The following is a 23,156-nucleotide window of genomic DNA, read 5'->3' on the forward strand; positions in this document are numbered from 1 at the left end:
TCGTTTCGATGCCAAGGTCTCCTGGATGACTCGATTGACAATCGCGGCCGTGACCGTTGCCGCAATGTTTTTCGCGATGTCGCTTCCATCGAAAAACGCTCACGCCCAAGGGTTGTTCGATTCGCGGATGCAGATGGGTGATGCGGAGTTTCTGCCCCCACCGCGAAGCATGCGGCAAATCATTCGCGACGCCGAGGAAGCGATCAATGAGAAACGCTACAGCGACGCGGTGGTGCGTTTGGGGAACTTGTTGCTTCGATCTGGTGACAACCCTTCCTCCGAAACGATGCAGGACTATTACTATCCGATCACCGGGGCTGATGATGAAGATCAAGATCAGCGTGGACGACCGCTCAGTGATCAACGCGGCATGTTGGATCGCAATGGGCAGCCGATCGAGGACGAGACGGAACAAGCGGAGGCGTTGGCACGGCTGCAAAGTCGGTTGCCAGCTAGCTTGTTGGAACATGTCCGTGATCTGATCGGTGAGCTTCCAAAAGAAGGTTTGGAAATCTACCAGCTTCGCTACGGGCCGTTGGCGGCCAAACTGCTGGAAGAAGCCGGCCCAAAACGCGACTGGAAAACCGTCGAACGCGTGCGACGAGAAACGTTCCATACCGAAGCGGGATACAAGGCTTCGGTTTTGTTGGCGGTCCGTGAGTGGACGCTTGGCAATCCGTTGGCGTGTTCGTTGCTACTGGATGATTTGGTCAGCGAGCAACGCATCGTTGATCAAGTGGGTGAGTCCGTGGTGATCTTGCATGCCATCGCGTGTGCTCGGTCGGACCGCATGATTCCCTCGCCGCGAAAGTATCCCGAATCATTCACGTCGATGTTCCCGAAGGGCGAAGCCGACGAAGTCGCTTGGAAAGAATTCATTCGGGCGAAAAGCGAATCCGACTTGGTCACCGCTGAATCGTTGGCCGAGAACTATCCCTTGCTGGGTGGCAGCGTGGATCGCAACGGTTCGGGCTCCGGTCAAATGCCGCTGAGCAACCCGCGTTGGATGGTGGAGTCGTCCGCCAGCCCACGCCAGGAACGAATGATTCAGGAGAAGACACAGCAGCTCAAAGCCACCGGGCAATTGCCACCGCCCTCTTGGACTCCGTTGCAGGTGGGCGATCAGTTGTTGATGCGAACAACTCAGCGATTGCTGGGGGTCGATTTCCGAACCGGAAAACGTGTCTGGCAATACCCGTGGTTCAGTACTTCCGAGACCGCTTTGTCGCCCGACCTGACGGACCCGATGGAAGAGGAAGAAGACCCGGTTGATATCCTCGTTCAGCGTGTTTGGAACGATGTTCCGTTTGGCCAAATATCGAGCGATGGCCGCCGAGTCTTCATGGTCGACGATCTGGGCAAGATTGAGATCGAGCGGTTCAGTCCCATTGCGAGCCGCGGGATGTCGTCGTTGGCGAACACGTTGGTGGCATTGGACCTGGAAACACAGGGCAAGATTCTTTGGCGAGTCGGCAAATCGGAATCCATTCCGTCGGAATTGTCCGAAGCCTTTTTCCTGGGGCCGCCACTTCCGTTTCGCGGTGATCTCTATGTGATCGCCGAGATTGCTGGTGAAGTCGTTCTATTGTGCTTGGATCCGGCCGACGGCTCCGTCCAATGGCAACAAGTCTTGGTTGCGGTGGAGTCCGGTGGGATCGGTTCTGATCCGGTTCGCCGCGTTGCCGGAGCCATGCCAACCTATCACGATGGGTTGTTGATCTGTCCGACCGGAGCCGGTGCCACTGTCGCAATCAATCTGGTTGACCGAACGATTCGTTGGGGCAACCAAATCCCGCGAAGCCAAGAGTTTGTTCATAGCATCTACCGTCCCAACACTCGCGTGTCGGCGAATCAGCTCAGTCGTCGTTGGACGCACTCGTTGGCGATCGCAAAGGGCACTTCGGTGGTGCTGACTCCGATCGAATGCGATCGATTGCAAGTTCTCGATGTCTTGTCTGGACGCAATCGCTTCACTCCGAAGAACCGCATCCGATTGGCTTACGTTGCCGGTGTCCAAGATGACATGTTCTTCGTCGTTGGTGCCGACGAAGTGTCAGCGTGTTCGTTGAACGATGGATCGGAAGTTTGGTCCACGCCACCAACTTTGGTTCGACCCGGCCAAAGGATCTCGGGCCGCGGGGTATTTGGAACGGATCGCTACTACCTGCCCACGACAACCGATGAGCTGATTGAAATCTCGCTGAAAAATGGAGAGGTTTTGCAGCGACGAACGGTGCGTTTTCCTTTGGGGAACTTGATTGCGATCGACGGCGAATTGATCTCGCAATCCGCGACGATGGTGGCGGTTGCCTATGGCGAGCGTTCTTTGCAACCACGCGTGGATGCTCTATTGCAGAAGGACCCCGAGAACTTCTTTGCTCTCGTTCGAAAAGCGGAATTGCTGATCGAGCAGGAACAGCGACCTCGGGCACTCGAGTTGCTTCGAAAGGCTCGCGAATTGGATCCCGACAACGATGAAGTGATCATGTTGTCGGTGGAAGCGATGCTCGGCAGCCTCCGCCAAAACCCAAGCGATTCCAGCGTCGATTTGGACGCTTTGATGAAACTTATTGATCAACCAGAACAGCGGGCCGAGTTGTTGGTTCTGCAAATCAAAGGCGCCGTCGATCAATCGGCGGATGCAATTGATCATCCCAAGGCGTTGGAGTTGCTGCTGGATTTGTCGGAACTGGTCCTGCGACATCCGACGCTCAATCGTGACATGGACGCGGTCTTTCCTAACGCGGCGCGACAGTTCACCGTTGACGATTGGATCAGTGCTCGCGTGGCACAGTTGGTGTCCACCGCTTCGGAAGATGAGTTGGCTGACATGACCGGCAAGGTCGAGTCACTGGTTTCAGCACGTGGGAACATGGACGGAACGGCGCTGATGCGGACGCTCCAACATTTTTCGCCCGTCGTGGCGGCGACCAACGGTTTGCGCCGGGACATGGCGGCCCGTGCGTTGCTAATGGAAGACGGTTTAATGGCCGAGCGTCTGATTTGGGCCGATACGATGACGACCGATGACGCGTTGCAGTCGTTGAGCAACGATCGTTTGTTGATGCTCGCGAAGCTGTATAGCAAAGAAGCATGGAATCTCGATCGATCGGTTGTTGGGGATCTACTCGCTCAACGTTTGGGCGACACCGAGCCCGTCGGAGCGGACACTTTCATTGAAGATGCTCTGCAAGCCAATCCCATCCGAGGGCGTGACTATGACATGGGCGAACAATGGCCTCGCGAAGTCGACTTGGAATGGCAGTCGATGAGAATGCCACGGTCCCGGGGCATGATGATGAACGATCGACGCTACGCGAAGTCGACTCATTTGATGGGACGCCAGCTTCGTGGATGGAATGCGATGAGTGACAACATGAACTCGTTGGCATTGATCAACCCGTACGGCATTCACCGCTCGGTTCCCCTCGAAGGTTTTTCGGGAATGCGATCACTCGGCAACGAGTTGACCTACAGCGGTGGATTGCTGCTGTTGTTGACTCAATCGGAGCTGATCGCAGTCGATTTGTTCCGAACATTGGGAGCGAACGGTGAAGAAGCCATTCGATGGAGGCGAACTCTCGGCACTGACGGCCAACCAGTTGCCAAACGTCGAAGCGCCGCGACACCATTCGGCAATCAGATCTATCGAAACATGATGGTCTCAGCGACCGCCGACAATGGTGAGGCACAGTTGATTCTTGGGCCCGTTTTGGGCGATCGATTGTTCTTGTTGCAAGGCACCGAACTGATTTGTCTGGATGCAGTTTCCGGCGAAGAACGTTGGCGAACACCAACCGAAGCCGTTGGGAACGCGGTCGTTCATGCCGAAGGTCGAGTGTTGGTTGTCAGCAAGTCGCAGAATCAAATTGAAAGCTATGACATTCACGACGGCGGATTGTTAGGAATTCAAAAACGAGCGATTGGATCGGTGATCTCGTCACTTGGATCGCACGTGCTGACTGTGACTCGAGTGAATCGAGAAGCTGACGCACCATCCGATGCGAGTGAAGAGTTGAGAGCGAGCTATGAGGCTGCCAAAGAGATGCACGATCCTCAACTGGTTGAGCTGATCGACATGAACTCGGGAGAAACCGTGCTTTTTCGGGTCGCGGATAGTCAAAATGTCAACGAGGCCTCGGCCTATGCCGAGATGACCGACGGACGCTACTTCACGTTGCTGGATCACACTGGACGAACAACGATTTGGGACTTGTTGTCGGGACGCGAAATTTCTGACGTGATGGTGCCGGCTCGGAAGGGTTTGTACGGCGTTTCCGTGATGTCCCTTCAAGATCAAATGGTGGTTCTGCCACGGCATCGTAAACCGAGTCGCGACCTTGCGTCGTTGCGTTCGGTGTCTGTCTCGGGTGGGGCGACGGTCCAACCAATCACCGCGATGCACGCGATCTCGACGGTGGATGGATCGATTCGTTGGAGTCGTTCATTCGATGATGCTTGGGGTTGCACCGTGGAGCAACCTTGGGTCACGCCGATGTTACTCCTCGTGCGAGCTCACCTGACCGTTCCGGGCAACGGCGTGCGGCGTCGGCAAATGGATGTGATGGGAATCAGCACGGTTGATGGCGAAACGCTGCATGAAATCGATCGCAAAGAAACAAGCAGCAACACGAACGTCATCGAAAGTCGGGTGAAATTGATTCCGCATCGCAACACGATGTTGGCTGAGATTCAATTGGAGCTGCTGACTTATACGTTCAAGGAAGAAGGGTCCGACGACGATGTGGATTCTGAAGCGGATCCCAAAACGGATGAAGTCGATGAGTTGGACAGGACAAAAGAGGTAGTGCCGGAGTGATCTAATTCAAGGGAACTCAAGTCATTCGGCGGATGGTTCTTTGCCATAACCACCGCCGCCGGGAGTTTCCATGATCAACCGATCGCCCGCATCAACTTCTTGGCTGGTCGCGAAAGGAAGCTCCGTCCGCTGAGACTGATGCACCAAGGTTTGACGTCCCGATCGACCAGATTCTCCACCGTGCATTCCGTACGCGCGCGTGGTTCGTCGCGAGGTGATGAGCGAAAGCGTCAACGGGCGAAGGAATTCCATTTCACGAATCATTCCGTCACCGCCTCGGTTCTGCCCTGCTCCACCACTGCCACGACGGATCGCAAAACGCCAGAGGCGAACCGGTAATCGTGACTCCAAAATTTCAGGGTCGGTGATTCGGGTGTTGGTCATGTGTGTGTGGACCGCGTCCGCACCCGATGCATTTGCCGTCGCACCGGCTCCGCCGCCGATGGTTTCGTAGTAGCCAAAGGTTGAGTCGCCGAGCAGCAGGTTGTTCATCGTGCCTTGAGATGCGGCCGCGACGCCCAGTGCTCCCAGCAGCACATCCACCACGCGATTGCTGGTTTCGACATTTCCTGCGACCACCGCGGGGCTGGTTTCCGGTGTTGAACCGGCAGGAGGCGACAGCAATCCGTTCGGGATGATCAGCTCGATTCGTTTGAGCACTCCATCGCAAAGAGGCAATTCACCCGGCACGACACAGCGGAGCACGTACAGCACGGCTGCGGTCACGATGGATGGAGTGGCATTGAATCCGTTGGCGTGCACGGGGCCGGTGCCCGCAAAATCAATTCGCAAGCGACCGGTGGATTGGTCCGGTTGCATTGAGACTCGGATCGGCGTTCCGTCGTCGAGTGAATCTTCAAAGTTTCGCGGCGCGGTTCCCAGGGTTTCGATCCAGGCAGCGGTTGCTTCACCAGCGACATGCAGGAGCTGTTTCAGCAGTTGCGTTAAACGCGTCTTGGTCATCGAGCCTGCCAGCGTTTGAATTCGATTCGCACCGGCCTGCCCTGCCGCTTCCGCCGCCGCGATGTCAGCCATGTTCTCATCCACATTTCGCGAAGGATACGTTGCACTGCCAAGTAGTTTGCGAATGTGAGCATGATGAGATTGCCCGTTACGAACCAAACACTCGTTGTGCAGGACGACGCCTTCTTCTGCGAGACAGGTGGCCGCGGGTGCCATCGATCCTGGGACCATGCCACCGATTTCAGCGTGATGGCATCGCGACGCGACGAAGAAGTCGCAGGGCCAATGCTTTGGACGTGACGAAGTGGTTGTGTCGTCATCACAAAAGACAGGAGTCACGACGGTGATATCCGGTAAATGCGAACCACCGGCGTAGGGATCATTGCTGATGTAGGAATCGCCCGGAGACATTTCCGGGTAGTCCGAAATTAGGCTGCGCACCGTGTGGCTCATCGCACCCAAATGCACGGGCACGTGTGGTGCGTTGGCAACCAAAGATCCATCGCCCAGGAACACAGCGCAACTGTAATCGCGACGCTCTTTGACGTTGACGCTGACACTGGTGCGGCGAATGACTTCGCCCATCGCTTCGGCGATGCCCTGCACTCTTCTCGCCGCGATTTCCATCGCGATGGTGTCGTCCAGCTGTTCCGTGCCGAGCGCCGACGAGTTTGATTCAGCTGAAAGAGCGGACTCTTTGCGGATTTCTAAAATCCCGTCGCTGGACATCGTCGCCACCCAACCTGGTTCGACGACCAAAACAGAATAAGGGCCTGCCACGACCGATGGTCCAGATATTTCCTGACCTGTGAAGATCGACTCTCGGTCCCATAGATCAACTTTCCGATAGGCTCCCTGAACCCACATCGAAATTGCTTCCGGTTTCGCGGGTGTGGAGGCCGTCTTAGTGGAATTCGCTGAGGTTTCGGGTGCCGCCTCGTTTGAGTTTTGATTTCGCTCGATCGTCGCTTCGCAGCGGACGGCCACGACTTCGATGGGCATGGATGACCTGACGTAACCAAACGTGGACTGATGCTTCGCGTCAAAACGATCGGGAAGTGTCTCCAGCGGAAACAAATCGATCGTCAATGTTGACTGCGTCCCCAGTGGTCTCGCGTCGCATTGATGCACGACTTGCAGAGAAGTGTTCTGCGGGGTGTTTTCTTCTTGCCGAAGTTGTTGATCACATTGGTCGAGTGTCCGATTCGCGGCTGATTGCAGCGCCGGGATCTGCTCGGAAATGAACGTTCGTGTTGTCGTATCAGCGGCATCCGGAATTGAGTGGGCGACGGTGAGTTGCACTGATTCGGTCGCGATACGGCCGATCGACGCGGCACCCATTCCGACCGCCGACAACAAACCCGAATCGGGATGGTCGATCACATGAGTTATCTCTAGCGAGTCAGCGATTTGGCAAAGGTGACCACCCGCGGCGCCTCCAAATCCGACCAACGCCATTCGTCTTGCATCACTACCGGCGGCGGTCGTGACGACCCGGACCGCTTCGGCCATTTGCGTGATTGCCAATTGCAGAAAACCGTCGGCGAGTTGTTCTGGTGAAAGCGTGCTGTCGGTTGCCAGCTGTTGATGCGTTTGTTGCAGTGCCGTTTGAGCGGCCACCAAATCCAATGGGAATGGGAAGCGATCGGTCGGCAGTCGACCCAACAAGACATTGACATCGGTGACCGTCAGCGGGCCGCCGTGGCCGTAGCAGGCTGGGCCCGGGAAGGCTCCGGCACTGTCAGGGCCGACCGTCAGCCGTCCGTCGCGGATGGCACAGATGGAGCCGCCGCCGGATGCGATCGTGTGAATGTCCATCATCGGAGTCAGCACACGGATGCCGCCGATCATGCTCTCTTGTCGTCGTCCGACCGAGCCTTCAAAACGACTGACATCGGTGCTGGTGCCGCCCATGTCCAATCCAACGGCACCGGAAACACCGCACTGTTTGGCAACTTCACCAAGTGCAACGACACCACCGGCGGGGCCGGACAGCACGCTGTCTTTGCCTCGGAAACCGGCTGAGGCGACAAGATTGCCGCCGCTGGTCATCCATCTTAGATGACAGGTCGTTTCGCCACCAAATTGCTCCCAGACTCTTGCAACATAGGATTCGAGTATGGGCAGCAAGTAGGCATCCAGCGTCGTCGTCTCGGCTCGCGGCACGATTCGTGGAAGCGACGCCACCTCGGTCGAGCAAATGACGTCGTCGAAACCGACCTCGCGGGCAATTTGCTGGACGATTCGCTCGTGGGCGTCATTGCGATGGGCATGCAGCAAGCAAATCGCCAGCACCACTTTTTCGGGGCCGCTGGCTTTGAGTTCCAACAAAGATGAACGCAAGTGCGATTCATCAACGGGAATCAGCTCTTCGCCGCTCGCGTTCAGTCGGCCGCGAATCTCCAGCACTTGAGATGCCAAGGGTTGGGGCTTCACGATGTCGAGCGCAAACAGGTCTGGTCGGTCTTGAGTCCCGATGGAGAGAAGATCCGCGAACCCTTCCGTGATCAACAGTGCCGTGGGCGCGCCGTTGCGTGTGAGCAACGCGTTGGTGCCTCGCGTGGTTCCCATGCGAACCGATAGCGATGGAAGCGGTTGCGACAACGGGCACGACAGCAAGACTCGCGTCGCCAAAATCGGCGATTCGATCCCGGCATCCAACACCCAGTTTTGATCGCGGCGAAGTTGGGTCGCTGGTCCGTCCAGTTGCAACTGAACCTTGCCGGAACTTTGTCGTCGGCAACTTAATACGGTGAACGATTCACCTCGCACCGTCGATCCAGCTTGCTCGCGGAGCTTGGCGGTTTCCCAGAAAGCGTCGATGGCAAACGCGGGTGGGAGCTCGACTTCGACCTGAGTGAAGTTGTCGCTGTGGTCCAGGACTCGAACCGACACCAATCCGCTGCTGAGAACTTTGATGGCGTCGCGTTGGCGATGTCCGTTTGAATCGGTTTGTTGAACGAGGCAATCGGTGAAGGTGCCGCCGACATCAACCCAGACTTCAATCTGTTCGGTGTACATGGAGTGTCAATTGGAGTTTGAAAAGCTGGTCATCAACATGTCAGCGATGGCGACCGCGCTGTCACTCAACCAAATCGCGGTCTCTGACGCCAAGCAGATAGAGAACAGCGTCCAGCCCCAACGTGGACATGCGATGTTCGGCTGATTCACGCACGATCGGTTTGGCGTGAAAGGCGATCCCCAAACCGGCGCGGGAGAGCATGGGCAGGTCATTTGCACCGTCACCGATCGCGATCATCTGTTTGCGATCGACGCCTTCGTTCGCGGCGAGTTGTTCGAGCAGCAAAGCTTTGCGTTCGGCATTGACGATGGGGCCGAGGACTCGGCCGGTCAGCTTTCCATCGACGATCTCGAGTTGATTGGCGTGCACATGGTCGATGCCCAGCAACTTCTGAAGGTGTTCACCAAAGTAGGTGAAGCCACCACTCAAGATCGCGGTCGTGTATCCAAAGCGACGCAGGTTCGAAAGCAAACGCTCGGCACCTTCGGTCAGCTGCAACCGCTCAGCGACTTTTGGAAGAACGCTCTCGGGCAATCCTTCGAGCGACTGCACTCGTTGGCGAAGCGACTCGTCAAAGTCGATCTCACCTCGCATCGCCGCTTCGGTGATCGCACTGACCTTTTCTCCAGCACCGGCTTCTTTTGCCAGTTCGTCAATCACCTCGGCTTGTAGTAGCGTCGAATCCATGTCGAGCGCGACGATGCGACGGTTGCGACGGAAGGCGTCATCACGTTGCCATGCCAGATCCAAATTCAACCGATTTGATAGTTCCAGCAGGCTGGCTTTAAGAGCGTTTGCATCAGTGGGATCACCACGCAACGAGAACTCCACGCAGGCACGTGTCAGTTCGTCACCTGGTTCGCGTTCGGGGCGACCTGACAATCGCGTGATCACGTCGATGTTCAGACCTTGGTCGGAGACTAACCGGCTGACTGCAGCAAACTGTTCCGCGGTGACGGACCGTGAAAGCAGTGTGAGAATGAAACGTGATTTGCCTTGCCGTTTCACCCATGCGTCATAGTCCGGATCGCAAACGATTTTGGCTTTGCATTTCAGACCGAGTTTGCGACTCTTTCGCCGCATCTTTCGCATCAGGCGTTCGGGATCTTCGGTGCCAGGGATCTGGACCAGCATTCCAAGTAACAGTGATCGGTGAATCACGGCTTGATTGACGTCGATGACTCGGCAATTGAAACGATGCAATCGTTCCGAGATGGACGCAGTCAAACCCGGGCAATCGTCGCCGGTGAATCGCAGCAAAACGATTGTGGGCGGACGCGTTGGAAGGGAAGAGGTTCCGAGCGGGGATGGCAAAATGGAATCGTTCACAACAGCGGTGGGGGTTGGCTTAGGAGCGTTCGTGGTGACTGGCACAATCAATCGCTGTGAAAGAGTGAAAGGACTTCGTCGGCATCGGATAAATCGATCAAGGCGACGATGATGTCGTTGACTTCCAGCACGTCGCTGGCGGTTGGGACGCGTACAAATCCGTCACGTTGGATCGCTGCGATCAGGCATCGCCCCGCCAAAGGCAGGTTCGCCAGCGACGCCTGCGTGACGGCGGATCCTTCCAGGATTTCCAATTCGTAGACGCCGATGGAACCGTTGGGCAATTTGCTTTGGCTGATGATGGCGCCTTCGTTGAGGAACCCAAGGATTTGGCGAGCGACGACGTCTCGTTCACTGACGGCCAAGTCGATGCCAAGCTTTCCGACCACGTTGGCGTAATCGGGACGCCCGACAACACACATCACGCGTGACGCGCCCAGTTCACGAGCCTCAACGCCCGCCATGATGTTGTTTTCATCGTTGCCCGTGCAGCCGACGAAGTAGTCGACTGTGCCGCCACCTTCGTCTTCCAATACGCTGCGACGGTTGGCGTTGGCATGCACGACGGTGACATCTGGCAATAGTTTGGACAGTTGTTCGCAACGTTTCGCGTCTTGTTCGAGCAGCACGGTACGGAAGTCTTCCCGGCCAAGCAGTCCGGCCAAGTGATAACCGGTTTCACCGCCGCCGGCGATCATGACCTTGGATTGTTTGCGGCGTCGTTTCTCACCACCAAAGATTTGCCGTGCAACGCTCACAGCGTCCGGCATCCCAACCAAGCTGACTCGGTCACCGGCACGAGTTTCGTCGGCACCGCTGGCGATCCACATGCGTCCTTCGCGTGCGAGCGAGCCGACGCGAACGCTGGGCGGAAGCTGCAATTCCATCAGCTTCTTGCCAGCCGCCGCGGAGCCTGCCGCGACGTCCATTTCATAGACTTGCAGTTGTCCACGAGCGAAGTGTTCGAGCGGGATCGCATCGGGGTTGCGAATCGCTCGGGCGAGTTCCGAGGCGGAGAGCTGTTCGAGCGAAAGCAAACTGTCGATTTGAAAATGTCTTTGGTAATCAAACGTCGACAGGTCGCGAAAAGCGGGAGCATAAACGCGTGCGATTGCCCGACGAGCCCCCAATGCTTTCGCCATGCTCGCGGCGACAATGTTGACTTCGTCGTCTCCGGTAACGGCGAGGCACAAGTCAGCGCTGAGCACGTCGGCCGAGAACAGCACGGTGCTCTGGGAGGCATTGCCTTCGATTGCCCGAACATCCAATTCGCTGTTGATTGATCGAACGATTTCAGGATCGCTGTCGATCAGCGTGACGCTGTGCCGGCGTCTGCACAGCATGTCAGCGATCCAGCGTCCAACCGTCCCACCACCGAGGGTCAGAATCCTCATCGGCTCAGACCATCCAGTCCAAGAAGAGAACCAGGGCGAAAACGACCGCCATGAAACCGGTGATCCAGCGGGCCGTGTGGAAGGCGTGCCGAAGGATCAGCGACAAATCCTCGTGCCGTGTTGCACCAAATACCAATGAGATCGCAATGATCAGTGGCAGGTAGTACAGCAAATAGGTGGGCGATATTGAAAGCACAGCGGATTCCAGGAAAGGTTCGAAGAACGAGCATCCTAGATCAAACCACCGCCGATCGGCAATGTCACGCGGAGAGAGCTCCTAGCTCCTAGCTCCTAGCTCCTGTGCTCCTGTGCTCCTGTGCTCCTGTGCTCCTGTGGCCCTGTGGCCCTGCCCCACTTCCCTCCTTCTCCACGCCCGCTGGGGTATGATGCCCCCTTCAGCGAGATTTCCCCGCCAGACAGCCACGAATTGCAACCATGATCGGAGAGACGCAGATGAGCAGCGAATTGAGCGGCAACCAGCAAACAAGAAGACGTGCAAACTTTGGGATGAAACTTGGCCCGATGGCCATGGTCGTTTTGTCGGTTTTGCAAGGGAGTCCGGCGATGGCGGAAACACTGAACGTTTGGTTTGGAACCACGACGCCCCGAGGCGGCGTTAGCGAAGGGATCTACCACGCCACCTTCGATACCAAATCGGGCAAACTGAGTCCGGCGACCTTGGCGGTCAAAGCCCAGCAACCCGGATTCTTGGCGATGCACCCGAGCAAGCCCGTGCTGTATGCCTCCAGCGGAAGCGGCGTCACAGCCTACCGTGTGCAAGCTGAATCGAAGGACGCGAAATTGGTTGAAATGGGATCGGTCGAGAGCGGCGATGGTGGAGTCGCACACTTGGCGACCGATCGCACGGGAAGCGTGCTGCTTTCGGCACAATACGGCGGTGGCTCAACGACGTTGTACGAATTGGCCGAAGACGGATCCGTCGCGCGTCGTGTGGAGGTCCATGAACATGACGATCTGTTGTCACCGGCAGGGTCGGGTGTGGCTGGCAATCGACAAAATGCACCACACGCTCACTGGGTCGGCACGTCGCCCGATAACCGATTCGCGTTCACTCCCGATTTGGGAATGGATAAAGTCGTGATTTGGAAACTGGATCCGAACAGTCCATCGCTTACGCATCATGGTTTTGGCGAAGGGATTCCCGGTGGTGGGCCGCGTCACATGAAGTTCAGCCCTGACGGCAAACGTATCTATTTGCTCAACGAACTGACACTATCGGTCACCGTGTTCGACTACGACGCGGAGACGGGCACGATGACCGCCGGACAAACCATCCCTGCCCTGTCGGAAGAAACCAAAGCGAAAGAGCGTTTCAAGAGTTCGTCCGAAATTCGCGTTCATCCGTCAGGCAAATTTGTGTACTCCGCCAATCGTGGCCACGACAGCATCTCCGTCTTTCGCGTTGATGAGGCGGGGCAATTGGAACTGGTCGAGGTCGAAGCCATCCGCGGCGGTTGGCCTCGCAACTTCAACCTCGATCCCAGCGGTCGCTGGTTGATTGCTGCGGGCAGAGACAGCCACACCGCCACGGTATTTGAAGTCGACGGGGACACTGGCGAACTGACCTTCACACGTCAAACCCAACAAGTCCCCACTCCGATCTGCGTGCTGTTCAGCAAGTAGAGTGGGAATCGAGCGTCTATCGTTGACCGATCAGTCGCTTCATGTCGGTCATGGAATTTGGCCCTCAGTCAGTGAGGGTGTTTTGGTGGAGCGTTCGAAAGGCTTCCTCGAGTCGAGCGCGAGCCGAATCGGCCTGTTCATCATCTGCCGCTGCTGGTGATTCGGCCGGCAGTTGGCGTGCGTCCCACAGTTGATCCTTCTGACTGAATGCACGCCATGAACCGTCAAACAAACTCTCGCCTTTTCCGCTGATCGCGTGGTGAACCCACGGTCGAAGTTCACCGGTTTGCCCGTGAATCTGTGGAACGATGCTGCGGCCATCGACGGTCAGCGATTCAGGAATTGCGGTGTTGGTCAATTCGCAATACGTGGGGAATAGGTCAACGACATCCACCAAGTCGTCACAAACCTGGCCGGTGGGTACCGATGGCGGTCCCCAGACGATCAGTGGAACGTGAGTGCCCGCGTCATTCAATTCGAATTTGCCGCCGTTAACGTTTCCGGCACGCGTATGACGAGTGTGTTTCCGTTCCCCCGGTTGTCCGAATTTCGGATTGTCAAAGTCGACCTCGTGCGTGCCATTGTCACCCATGAATACCACGTAGGTGTTGTCTCGGATTCCAAGTCTTTCCACCGCATCGAGCAACCGGCCGACCAATTGGTCCAAGTAGCCGACCATGTGTGTGAGTCGGGGTTGCCGATTCAGTCTTCGATCTTCGGGGGTTTCGACGATTGGATCGTGCGGAAGCAGTTCATTGTGGATGATCAAAAAGGGTTGGTTCGCAGCTTGTGCCTCAGCCATTTGCTCAATCACATAATCGACCAACACATCAGGACCGAATCGCTTCTGGATGTCTTTCCGAATTTGGCCGTCCTCGTTGAACGTCGGATTCCAATGTCGTGACGTCTTTTCTCCGTCCCGCCAGATCTGCCAGACACACCAAGAATCAAAGCCCGCGTTGCGGATGTGGTTCGGCCAGACTTCGAGTGTTGCCAGTTGCCATTTGCCGGTCACGCTGGTGGTGTAGCCGTTTGCACGCATCAGTTGCGGGAAGGTGGGCATCTTGCCGAAGTCCACTTTTTGGTGTGTTCCCTTGTGCACCGGCAGGACTCCAAGATGCGAATGGCGAAACGGATAAAGCCCTGTCAGTAGGCTGACTCGCGAGGGTGTGCAGACGGGGCTCGCGTAGGCCCGGTTGAACCGCACGCCTTCCGCTGCCATGGCATCCAGCTTTGGGGTGGTGAAATCGAGGCCGTCATAACACTGCAGCGTTTCGTAGCCGAGGTCATCAGCGTAGATCATCAAGATGTTTGGTTGAGGCGTGACGCTGGTTGGCTCAATGGCACTTGATGCGGCGAGAGACCAAAAGCAGGTGCATAGCAAGACAACTAGGAAAAACGAGGCTCGGAACATGAAGTGATAGACCAGGAAAAACGCGTGCCATGAAAACGGGGTGGGTTTGCAGAGATAGTGTAGATTGCTGGCGTAGTTTTTGGGTGAAAGGTCATTGCTGAGAAAATCGTTCAAGTATTCACCAGCGGAAAAGAGTGTTTTCGAATGAAGAGCAAACGGGTTGCCATCGTCACCGGTGGGTCGCGTGGGATCGGTTCGGCGATCGCTGAACGATTGGCGAGCGATGGTTTGGCGGTTGTGGTCAACTACTCGAGTAGTCCCAAGGCGGCTGACGAGGTGACTCAGCGAATCACAGACGCAGGCGGCGAAGCAAAGTCGTTTCAAGCAGACGTGAGTGACGCAGACGTGGTCAAAGGACTCTTTGATTTCGCGACGGAGTCATTCGGCGGGGTGGACGTGCTGGTGAACAACGCGGGCATTCTGAAAATGCAAACGATCGCGGAGACTTCCGACGAGGAATTTGGTCGGCTGGTCGATATCAACCTCAAAGGTTGTTTTCACACGATGCGAGAAGCGTCCCGTCAACTGCGCGATGGTGGTCGTGTGATCAATCTGTCATCCAGCGTCATCGGATTGCGGATGCCAAACTACGGTGTTTATTCAGCGACGAAAGCGGCTGTGGAAGCCATGTCGGCTGTATTGGCAACCGAACTGAGAGGACGGCAGATCACGGTCAACTCCGTCGCACCCGGTCCGACCGCCACCAAGCTTTTCCTGGATGACAAGTCGGATGAGTTGATCGATCGGCTGACAAAGATGTCGCCGCTGGAACGACTGGGAGAGCCGAATGACATTGCATCCGTGGTGTCCTTTTTGGCCGGCCCGGATGGGGCTTGGGTGAACGGTCAGACGCTACGGGCCAACGGGGGAATCGTTTGAAAGTGGAAGGGGCCGCGAGCACGAGCACGAGAAGCTAGAAATCAGCGGATGTTGGTCTGCTCGATTTCGGTGAGTTCTCGCTCGGCGTTGGTGACACTTCGGCCGCCGATCTTTTGACGCCAGCGTTCTGATTTCATTGCCATAGCGTACAACCCAAATGAGACCGCGATTCCGATCACGCCCACAATCAGTGACGGGGAAAGTGAGTTGGGGCGCAGGACCTGATCGAACCCTGCCGCCACGACGACGGGGATCCAAATCAACCACCATGCGAAGCCGATGATGGGGCCGACCCACAAAGAAAAACGCCTGACCGCGTCGAGCTTTTCGCGAATTTCGGTGATCGGTTGGGACGTGTCGATGCGTTTGATTCGAACCAAGACGTTGGCCGCCGAAATGATCAAGAACAACCCGTAGACGTGCACGATCACGCCGCTGACCAATCGATGTGGCACGTGCGTGTTGGGGGCCCAACAGTAGGCACCCAATGCGATGAGAGCGACTCCGATCAAAATTTGAAGCACCTGGCCGACACCCAAAGGTCGCAACGCCGATTTGACCCGCTCCATGAGTTGGCGACGTGTCAGGAGCAATCGGCCCGCGAGTTCTTGCTCTTGAATTCCGACGGAGGAAGGAACGCGGTCTCGTTGAGAAGCTGAGTCGACGATCTGGGTTGGAGCGAGCGCGGCACGGTCACCTGAGGCAATGGATTGCACGTCCGATTTGATTTGGCTGGCTCGTTGATAGCGTCTGCGAGGTTCTTTCTCGAGCGTTCGCAGAACAACATCATCCAATCGAACATCGATCTCGACCTTTTGCGATGGGGCCGCGAAGCGACCGATCGGAAGTTCACCGGTCAGCATCTCGTAGAAGACGACGCCGAGTGAATAAATGTCAGCACGATGGTCGACACCGCGTGCACCTTCGAGTTGTTCAGGTGCCATGTACCGCGGCGTGCCCATGATCTGGTGGGTGCCCGTGAGCGCCGATGTTTGGTCTTGATCGCCGAGAAGTCGCGAAAGTCCGAAGTCGGCGATCTTCACCGAGCCATCGATCGCCATCAGGATGTTTTCTGGTTTGATGTCGCGGTGAATGACGCCGTTGTCATGAGCGTACTGAAGCGCGTCGCAAAGATGCGGCACGATCGCGAGTGCATGATCGGGAGCGAGTTGGCCTGCCGCGACGACATCCCGCAGCGTGGATCCGTCGACGTATTCCATCAAGAAATAGTACGTGTCGTCGACGTGTCCGAACTCATAGACTGAGACAATATTTGGATGGTTCAATTTCGCGAGCGTGCGAGCTTCACGAGTGAACCGCAATGCGAACTTGACATCGTGTCCGAATTCTTCGGGCAGGATTTTAAGGGCAACGACACGATCCAGGCCTTCTTGGCGAGCTTTGTAGACCGCACCCATTCCGCCCGCGCCGAGTAGTTCGGTGATCTTCAAATTGGGGAATTGCTCGCCCAGTTGTTCGACCGACGGTGGGATGAAGGCTCGTTTGGGTTGGTCGCTCCCGCGGAACGCGTCGCGGATGACGGAGACGCTATTGGGAAAGCGATCCAGGTAGTCTTGTTCGGTTGGGTTCTCGGATCGTCGCCGGCGATAGTCGACATCCAAAACGACCAATTCAGCCAACAAAACGTCTCGCTCCTCGGGTGAAATGTCCTCCGTCAGAGCCGATTCGATCGAGGGGGATTGGTCGGATTGCCATTTGCGTTCGAACTCGGCGCAAAGGTCATCAATTCGTTCCAAGGTCGCGATCGGTAGTTTTTTCTGGCGAATGCTCATCGAACAGTTCCTGTTGACATTTTTCACGGATGAGGTGCAGACGACGCTCGATCGTCCGTTCAGAGCATCCAAATCGTGTGGCGAGTTCCGCGTTGGAATACCCTTCTAACTTGGCACCCGCTAAATCTCTCAACTGCCCGACACCCAAATGCGAAAAAAATTGCTCGACCGATTCTTCCATCATCAAAACCATCTCGGGTGAAGGCTCGTCGCCGATGGCTTCGATGAAAGTTCGGTCGTCATCGCGTTTGTCGAGGGAATGGAGCTGCACGTTGCCGCCGCGACGTTGACGTTGATCACGGCGACGTTTGTCCACCACTTTGCGAGCCGACATCTTCAACAATAAACGCCACAGATCGTCTCGGTCGGAAAGATCCGGAAAACGGCCCTTTTGAGCCGCCGAGTAGAAACTGTCGAAGACGCTCAGGACGATGTCCTCTTCATCTGAAACGGCTCGGTTTTGGCCAAAGAGTTTGTTTCGGACCGATCCGACCAAGCGGTCATAGTAGTGCTGCCAAATCTGGTTGGCGGCAATGGAATCACCGTCTTTGACTTGGTCGATCCAGTGGCTGACATTTTGAGGTTCCGACATGGAAGACAACTGTGGCATTGCGCGGCACCCGTGACAACACCACGACGATGTCGCTTTCAATCGTTGGCGGCGTTCGTCCCGATTTTTCAGTTCGTTCCCGGTTCCCGGACCACTCGGAACCCCGTGTAGATCGTCGCGTCGGCTGCTTCAGCAAACGTGCGGATCGAACATCGTACGGAGGCCGGAGCGCAGGTCCAAGCTCCGCCTCGCATGCTCCGCCAATCCCCGCAAGCATGTTGTGGTGTTTCCTCCAGCATCACCGGATCGGTCACGGTGAACTTTGATCGTTCCGGCCAGGGGACGTCATTCAGGTAGTTTCGATAGAGATCGGCTGACCAGCGATCTTGGCACCATTCCCAAACGTTGCCGTGCATGTCATGCAGACCCCATGGGTTGGGATGGAAGCGAGCGGTCCGGGCGGTGAAGACCACACCGTCGCCGTCGTTCGCCTCCAGTTTGATCGCCCGCTGATAGCGGGTTGTGTTTGGCTGAACAGCCTCGAGTGCACCATCGGCAACGTTGGCATGAACGTAGGCATCGTCCGGGGCACTCCCCCAGGAATACCATGTTGATTGACCAGCACGGCAGGCGTATTCCCATTCGGCTTCGGTCGGCAGGCGATACGTCGCGGTTTCCTGTTCCGAGAGCCACTGACAGAACTTCACCGCGTCATTCCAACTGACGGCGACGACGGGATGATCATCGGATTGTTCAAAGCCGGGAGTTCTCCAAGTCACATCGGAGGACTTTCGAAAGCGGTCGACGTAGTCCTTTTCCTCTGGAAAGCATCCCAAGGCTCCACCGTTCTTTTCGGCGTCGGTTCGATACCCGGTGGCTTCGATAAAGGCACGGAACTGAGCGACCGTGACTTCCGTGGTTTGAAGCTCAAACGGTTTTGTGAGCACCACCAAATGCGCTGGCGAATCAAAACGGAATTCTTGAGGATTGCTGAAGGCATGAGCCAATGCAAATTTGCGATCACGCTGGTTCGATTTGTCAAAACCTCGTCGGTATTCACCTGGTTCGATTGCAACGAACTGCATGCCGATCGAATTGGTCTGCGTTTGCCGAGTCGGTTCATCCGCTCGGCTTGGCAGCGTCAAAAACACTGCCAACACGAGAGCCGATCTCAGGCGATTGGTACACAGTTGAATCATGCGAGAAGTTCCCCGATGCTTCCCGTGCTGTCCTGGAACTCACCGTCCACGTTCACTCCCATCCGTTCAACCATGGTTTGCCACAGTGAAGAAAGCGGCGTGTTGTCTTTGAGTTGAAGGTGCGTTTGGTGGCGGATGCCGAGCCCGCTGCCGCCGGAAATCATCGTCGGCAAGATGTCCTTGCTGTGGCCGATTCCCATGCCGCTGGAGAACCCAAGCAACGTGTTGTCCAGCAAGGTGCCCTCCCCTTCGCGAACGTACGCCAAGCGGTTCAGGAAGTGACTCCAGTGTTGCATGTAGATCGTGTCGACCCGGGCAAGTTCTTCCAGGTTCTTTGGGTCGTTGCCGTGGTGCGTCAGTTCGTGATAGCCCTTGGAAACACCAAATTCCGGGTACACGCCACCGGCCAATTCAGTTCGAACGACGTAGCTGACCACACGCGTGGAATCTGTTTGAAACGCCAGTGCGATCAGGTCGTACATCAATTTCGCGTACGTGTCGTAGACGAACTTCCCATTGCCCTCCGGCGCGACGGCTTTTTCGTAATCACCAAACCCATCGAGGTTGGGGGACGGTTTGGGACGATCGGACCAGTCCATTTCGCGTCGCAGCGTCGTTTCGACTTCGCGAATGGAATGGAAGTATTGGTCCAGTTGTTGACGATCGGATTGGCTGAGTCGTGTTTGCAATTGTTTCGCATCCGACAACACCGCATCGAGCACACTGCCGCGTTGTCGGAATTCGTCACTTTGTTTGACGAGTTGTTGGGAGTTGGGCGGGCGAAAGAGTTGGTTGAAAATGGTCTGCGGATCATTCTCGGCGGCCAATGGGATGCCCTGTCGATTCCATGAAATGGTCGCCAGAGCTTGCGAGCCAAAGCCGGTACCGCGTTTGACTGACAACTGCAATGACGGGAACCGAGTGTGTTTGCCTTGCACTTCGGCGGCCAATTGATCGGGCGAGATCGTTTGTTTTTCGCCGCGAGCGATCGAGGTCGCAAACGGGTAGGCACCGTCGTGACCGCCACCGTGACTGAGCGAGGTTCCCGACAGAACCGTGAACTGATCGCGTTGCTTTTCCAGTGGCTTCAAGATGCGAGACATTTTCGCGTCTTGCCCATAGCCTTCCGGGTAGAACTGCCGCATGTTCATGCCCGTGCCAAAGTAGAACATGCCCATCCGTGGGACGGCCCTGGTGGATTCCGCGGCGGAGGCCGTTCGCGGCAACATCGCTTCCAACCAAGGCAACGCCAAACAGGTGCTGGCCCCACGCAGAAGCATCCGGCGGTTGAGCGTCTTGAGTCGTGGTTTGTATGACGGTTTGCTCATCGGGACACAAATGCCTGGCTGGTGACAATGGATTGAATCAGTGCTCGGAAGGTGTCGCCTTCCGCTTTCATGTCGGTGACGACGCGATTCAGGGTTGCGTCATCTTCAGGTCCGACGGGGCGGCCAAATGCGTAGACAAACACCTTTTCCGCCAAGGCTCGGCGGAAGCGATCGCTTTGTTGCAGCAGCAACTCCCGGAAATCATCAAAGCCTGCGAATTCGTTGCCGTTGGGGAGTCGGCCGCTGGCGTCGATCACAGGCAGATTGCGACCGCGAAAATTTTCGCCGTCTTGTTTTTCACGCCATTGCCCGACGACGTTGAAGTTTTCCAACGCCAGCCCATAAGGATCGAGCGAGCGATGGCAGGCCGCGCAGGCTTCGATTTGTTGGTGCTGCAGCAAGCGTTCTCGGACGGTCAGGCGTTGGCCTTGGATGTTGGGTTCGACTTCGCCCGCGTTGGGTGGCGGTGGATCCGGCGGGTTGTTGAACAAGACTTCCCGAACATAGACCGCTCGCGAAACCGGTTTGGTGCGAGTGCCGTCCGATCCAGCTTGGTGCACACCTGCCATCGCCAGCAACCCACCACGCACGGAATCCGGTGGCAAATCAACTTTACGAAACTCCTCGCCGCTGACATCATCGATGCCATAGTGTCGAGCGAGCCGATCGTTGATGACCACAAAGTCCGAGTCAAGAAAGTTCAACACGCTTCGGTTGCTGCGTAAAATCTCACGAAAGAATTCGAGCGGTTCGCGAACAAAGGCTTCCGCTAGTTTTTCGTCGTATTCCCGATACAAGGATCGGTCGGGTGTGAAGGTCAGGAAGGTGTCGGTCTGCAGCCACTGTCGAGCGAAGCTGTCGACGAACCGATCCATTTTGGGATCCGCCAGCATCCGTTCGACTTGCCGTTTGCGTTGTTTGGGATCGGTCAGTTTGCCGTCTTTGGCCGCGCGAAAGAGTTCCTGGTCCGGCATGGAAGACCACAGGAAATACGACATTCGCGACGCGATTTCGTGGTTGGTCAGCACGGAGTTGTCTGCGTCGTTTCCATTTCCTTCTGCAAGGTAGAGGAAATTTGGCGACGTCAGTGTGGCGGCCAATCCAACGCGAATGGCCTCGTGGAATGTTTCACCGTTTTCGAGTTCCGAATGGATGACTCCAAGGATCGGTTCAATCTCGCGTTCGTCGATCGGACGCCGCCACGCGATCGGCAAGAGTCGCAAGAGGATCTCACGTGCGTATGCCAGGTCATCGGTTCCTGCTTCGCCGCGGAACAAGACGGTGGTGTGGCTCTTCGGCGGCCATTGATCGTACAAGGGACCTTCGACTTCCAAATGATCCAAGAAGACTCGCGGGAATTTTGTCAGGTCGAGTTTTTCAGGATCGGGTGTCGAACGTTCTCCGCCCCAGCCTTCGGCGACCTTGCGACCGGCCAGACGCAGCGATTCGGCGAAGTCGCCGGCTTCACCCACTTCATTGATTCGTCTCATGAAGTTTTCGCCAGGACGTTGGCCCATCGAAAGCTTGGTGTCGTTCAGGATTTCGATGCTGAGTTCACCGCCCAGGGTGTCTCGCGGAATTGTCACGGTGGTATCGGCGGGAGAGTCCCAAGGTGCCGTCACGTCGTACTCCATGATCGTTTGCATGGAGTCATCGGGATGGCTGTGTTTCAAACGAATTCGCGGCACTTCCCCGTCGATGCCCGGGGCACCTCCGGCACGGATGGTGAACCGATAGAAACCGTTGGTTGGTGCGACGTTGTTGTCCTTGCGACCCGGGTAACGAAGCATCCCGAAAGACCGCGTGCTGCCTTCGATCAGTTGCAAGCCACCTGGGACCGGATTCATTCCCCGACGTGTGACGAGATATCCAATCGCGTGGCTGTCGGCGATCTCCTCGAATTCCAACCGCATCGTTTCAGTCGGGTATTCCGGTGGACCATCCACAATCGCCCGATCCGCGATCCGGCGTGCGACGCGGTAGTAGTGAGTCATCAGTGAAGGGTCGACCATCAAGGCAGTGCTGACTTTGTCGAATCCTTCTGCGGTGCCATCGGGCGGTAAAGTGTCGAGTGGACTTTCACCGGTCGGGAACTTCATCGACAGCAAGTCGGAAACGGTGTGTGTGTACTCATGCCGGTTCAATCGGCGCAGCCGAACTTGTTTGTCCGATCGGCTTTGCGAGCGTTCCAGCTCTCGCAACTCGCCTGAGACCCACTCGGAGGTTTGCGAGATGATGTCGACCGGAAGTGGCGGTTCGCCATCAGGAGGCATCTCGCCCAGGTTGATCGCGTTTCGGATTTCGATCCATTTCAACGCGTTTTCGCGATCGGTGAGATCGCCGGTCAGTTGATCAATCCTCAGGTTTGCTTCCGCTGATTCGGAACCGTGGCACTCAGCGCAGTGCTTTTTTAGCGACGCGAACACGTCGGCCGGGACTTCGGCGAAGACTGGCTCACTCGCGAAGATTTGCGCGGCGACGATCCATGCCGCCGCGAAGATGAACGAACGTGACTTCCAAGTGGTCAACTCGAGCGACTCTCTGTTGGTGATTCATTCCGTCTCGCAGCCACGTTTCCTTTTGGGAAACGCGGGCGAAAAAACACGGCCAATCAGTCTACAACAAGTGAGTTGACGATTCAGGTTTTGAGAAGGTTTGGACTGAGCGGGCTAAAGAATAGTGCCGATCGCTGGCAGCATTTTCAGGAACGTTTGCAGCTGGTCCGAGATCTGGTGGACCCATTCGACATCGTTTTCGTGGGCCAGGATGTAGACGACAAACAGACCGTACATCGTCAACAACGCAAACGCTTTGCCTCGTTT

At 56.5% G+C, this 23,156-nt stretch carries 13 protein-coding genes; 3 read left to right on the plus strand and 10 right to left on the minus strand.

Translation table 11 applies throughout. From position 1 onward, the window contains the following. Nucleotides 1–25 precede the first annotated feature (25 nt). Nucleotides 26–4,819 (plus strand): PQQ-binding-like beta-propeller repeat protein, encoded by a 4,794-nt coding sequence (locus B2R17_RS02640; RefSeq protein WP_286762732.1) that lies wholly within the window; start codon nt 26–28, stop codon nt 4,817–4,819. A gap of 21 nt (nt 4,820–4,840) precedes the next feature. Here the strand turns inward: B2R17_RS02640 and B2R17_RS02645 are convergent, their stop codons facing one another. The 4 genes from B2R17_RS02645 to B2R17_RS02660 all read right to left on the minus strand — a co-directional run bounded on the left by B2R17_RS02645 (nt 4,841) and on the right by B2R17_RS02660 (nt 11,723). Continuing rightward, on the minus strand, nt 4,841–8,803 hold the full coding sequence (locus B2R17_RS02645) for a hydantoinase B/oxoprolinase family protein (protein WP_286762733.1): 3,963 nt from the start codon (nt 8,801–8,803) through the stop codon (nt 4,841–4,843). Nucleotides 8,804–8,864: 61 nt separating this feature from the next. Continuing rightward, entirely contained in the window at nt 8,865–10,133 is a 1,269-nt protein-coding gene (serB, locus tag B2R17_RS02650; RefSeq protein WP_037252062.1) for a phosphoserine phosphatase SerB, read from the minus strand. A 47-nt stretch (nt 10,134–10,180) separates the two neighbouring features. After that, nucleotides 10,181–11,527 carry a Trk system potassium transporter TrkA gene (trkA, locus tag B2R17_RS02655; RefSeq protein WP_008667991.1) on the minus strand — a complete coding sequence of 449 codons (1,347 nt, stop codon included), beginning with the start codon at nt 11,525–11,527 and terminating at the stop codon, nt 10,181–10,183. A gap of 4 nt (nt 11,528–11,531) precedes the next feature. Continuing rightward, a complete protein-coding gene (locus B2R17_RS02660) occupies nt 11,532–11,723 on the minus strand; it encodes a hypothetical protein (RefSeq protein WP_007331653.1) in 192 nt (63 codons plus the stop codon). A gap of 239 nt (nt 11,724–11,962) precedes the next feature. Here B2R17_RS02660 and B2R17_RS02665 point away from each other — a divergent pair, with 239 nt between their 5' ends. Beyond that, complete coding sequence (locus B2R17_RS02665; RefSeq protein WP_339888363.1) at nt 11,963–13,171, plus strand: lactonase family protein; 1,209 nt, start codon at nt 11,963–11,965, stop codon at nt 13,169–13,171. 64 nt (nt 13,172–13,235) lie between these two features. Here the strand turns inward: B2R17_RS02665 and B2R17_RS02670 are convergent, their stop codons facing one another. Continuing rightward, nucleotides 13,236–14,699 (minus strand): sulfatase-like hydrolase/transferase, encoded by a 1,464-nt coding sequence (locus B2R17_RS02670; protein WP_286762735.1) that lies wholly within the window; start codon nt 14,697–14,699, stop codon nt 13,236–13,238. A 30-nt stretch (nt 14,700–14,729) separates the two neighbouring features. Here B2R17_RS02670 and B2R17_RS02675 point away from each other — a divergent pair, with 30 nt between their 5' ends. Then, a complete protein-coding gene (locus tag B2R17_RS02675; RefSeq protein ID WP_286762736.1) occupies nt 14,730–15,464 on the plus strand; it encodes an SDR family oxidoreductase in 735 nt (244 codons plus the stop codon). A 41-nt stretch (nt 15,465–15,505) separates the two neighbouring features. Here the strand turns inward: B2R17_RS02675 and B2R17_RS02680 are convergent, their stop codons facing one another. The 5 genes from B2R17_RS02680 to B2R17_RS02700 form a co-directional block, all read right to left on the minus strand. Beyond that, nucleotides 15,506–17,221, minus strand: coding sequence for a serine/threonine-protein kinase (locus B2R17_RS02680; RefSeq protein WP_339888382.1), 1,716 nt, complete (start codon nt 17,219–17,221; stop codon nt 15,506–15,508). Beyond that, nucleotides 17,208–17,867, minus strand: a complete 660-nt coding sequence (locus B2R17_RS02685; protein ID WP_008661755.1) for an ECF-type sigma factor — start codon at nt 17,865–17,867, stop codon at nt 17,208–17,210. Before B2R17_RS02685 ends, B2R17_RS02680 begins: the two co-directional genes overlap by 14 nt. A gap of 68 nt (nt 17,868–17,935) precedes the next feature. Next, nucleotides 17,936–19,006 carry a formylglycine-generating enzyme family protein gene (locus B2R17_RS02690; RefSeq protein ID WP_286762738.1) on the minus strand — a complete coding sequence of 357 codons (1,071 nt, stop codon included), beginning with the start codon at nt 19,004–19,006 and terminating at the stop codon, nt 17,936–17,938. Then, nucleotides 19,003–20,334 (minus strand): DUF1552 domain-containing protein, encoded by a 1,332-nt coding sequence (locus tag B2R17_RS02695; RefSeq protein WP_286762739.1) that lies wholly within the window; start codon nt 20,332–20,334, stop codon nt 19,003–19,005. The genes B2R17_RS02690 and B2R17_RS02695 overlap by 4 nt, the downstream gene beginning before the upstream one ends. After that, nucleotides 20,331–22,862: a DUF1592 domain-containing protein gene (locus B2R17_RS02700; RefSeq protein ID WP_286762740.1), complete on the minus strand. Its 2,532-nt coding sequence runs from the start codon at nt 22,860–22,862 to the stop codon at nt 20,331–20,333. The genes B2R17_RS02695 and B2R17_RS02700 overlap by 4 nt, the downstream gene beginning before the upstream one ends. Nucleotides 22,863–23,156: the final 294 nt, after the last annotated feature.

Source organism: Rhodopirellula sp. UBA1907 (assembly GCF_002337565.1).
GTDB lineage: Bacteria > Planctomycetota > Planctomycetia > Pirellulales > Pirellulaceae > Rhodopirellula > Rhodopirellula europaea.

Coding starts and splice junctions, on each gene's coding strand:
- B2R17_RS02640 (WP_286762732.1), top strand. CDS start 26: ATGACTCGATTGACAATCGCGGCCGTGACCGTTGCCGCAATGTTTTTC.
- B2R17_RS02645 (WP_286762733.1), bottom strand. CDS start 8,803: ATGTACACCGAACAGATTGAAGTCTGGGTTGATGTCGGCGGCACCTTC.
- trkA (WP_008667991.1), bottom strand. CDS start 11,527: ATGAGGATTCTGACCCTCGGTGGTGGGACGGTTGGACGCTGGATCGCT.
- B2R17_RS02665 (WP_339888363.1), top strand. CDS start 11,963: ATGATCGGAGAGACGCAGATGAGCAGCGAATTGAGCGGCAACCAGCAA.
- B2R17_RS02675 (WP_286762736.1), top strand. CDS start 14,730: ATGAAGAGCAAACGGGTTGCCATCGTCACCGGTGGGTCGCGTGGGATC.
- B2R17_RS02685 (WP_008661755.1), bottom strand. CDS start 17,867: ATGCCACAGTTGTCTTCCATGTCGGAACCTCAAAATGTCAGCCACTGG.
- B2R17_RS02690 (WP_286762738.1), bottom strand. CDS start 19,006: ATGATTCAACTGTGTACCAATCGCCTGAGATCGGCTCTCGTGTTGGCA.
- B2R17_RS02695 (WP_286762739.1), bottom strand. CDS start 20,334: ATGAGCAAACCGTCATACAAACCACGACTCAAGACGCTCAACCGCCGG.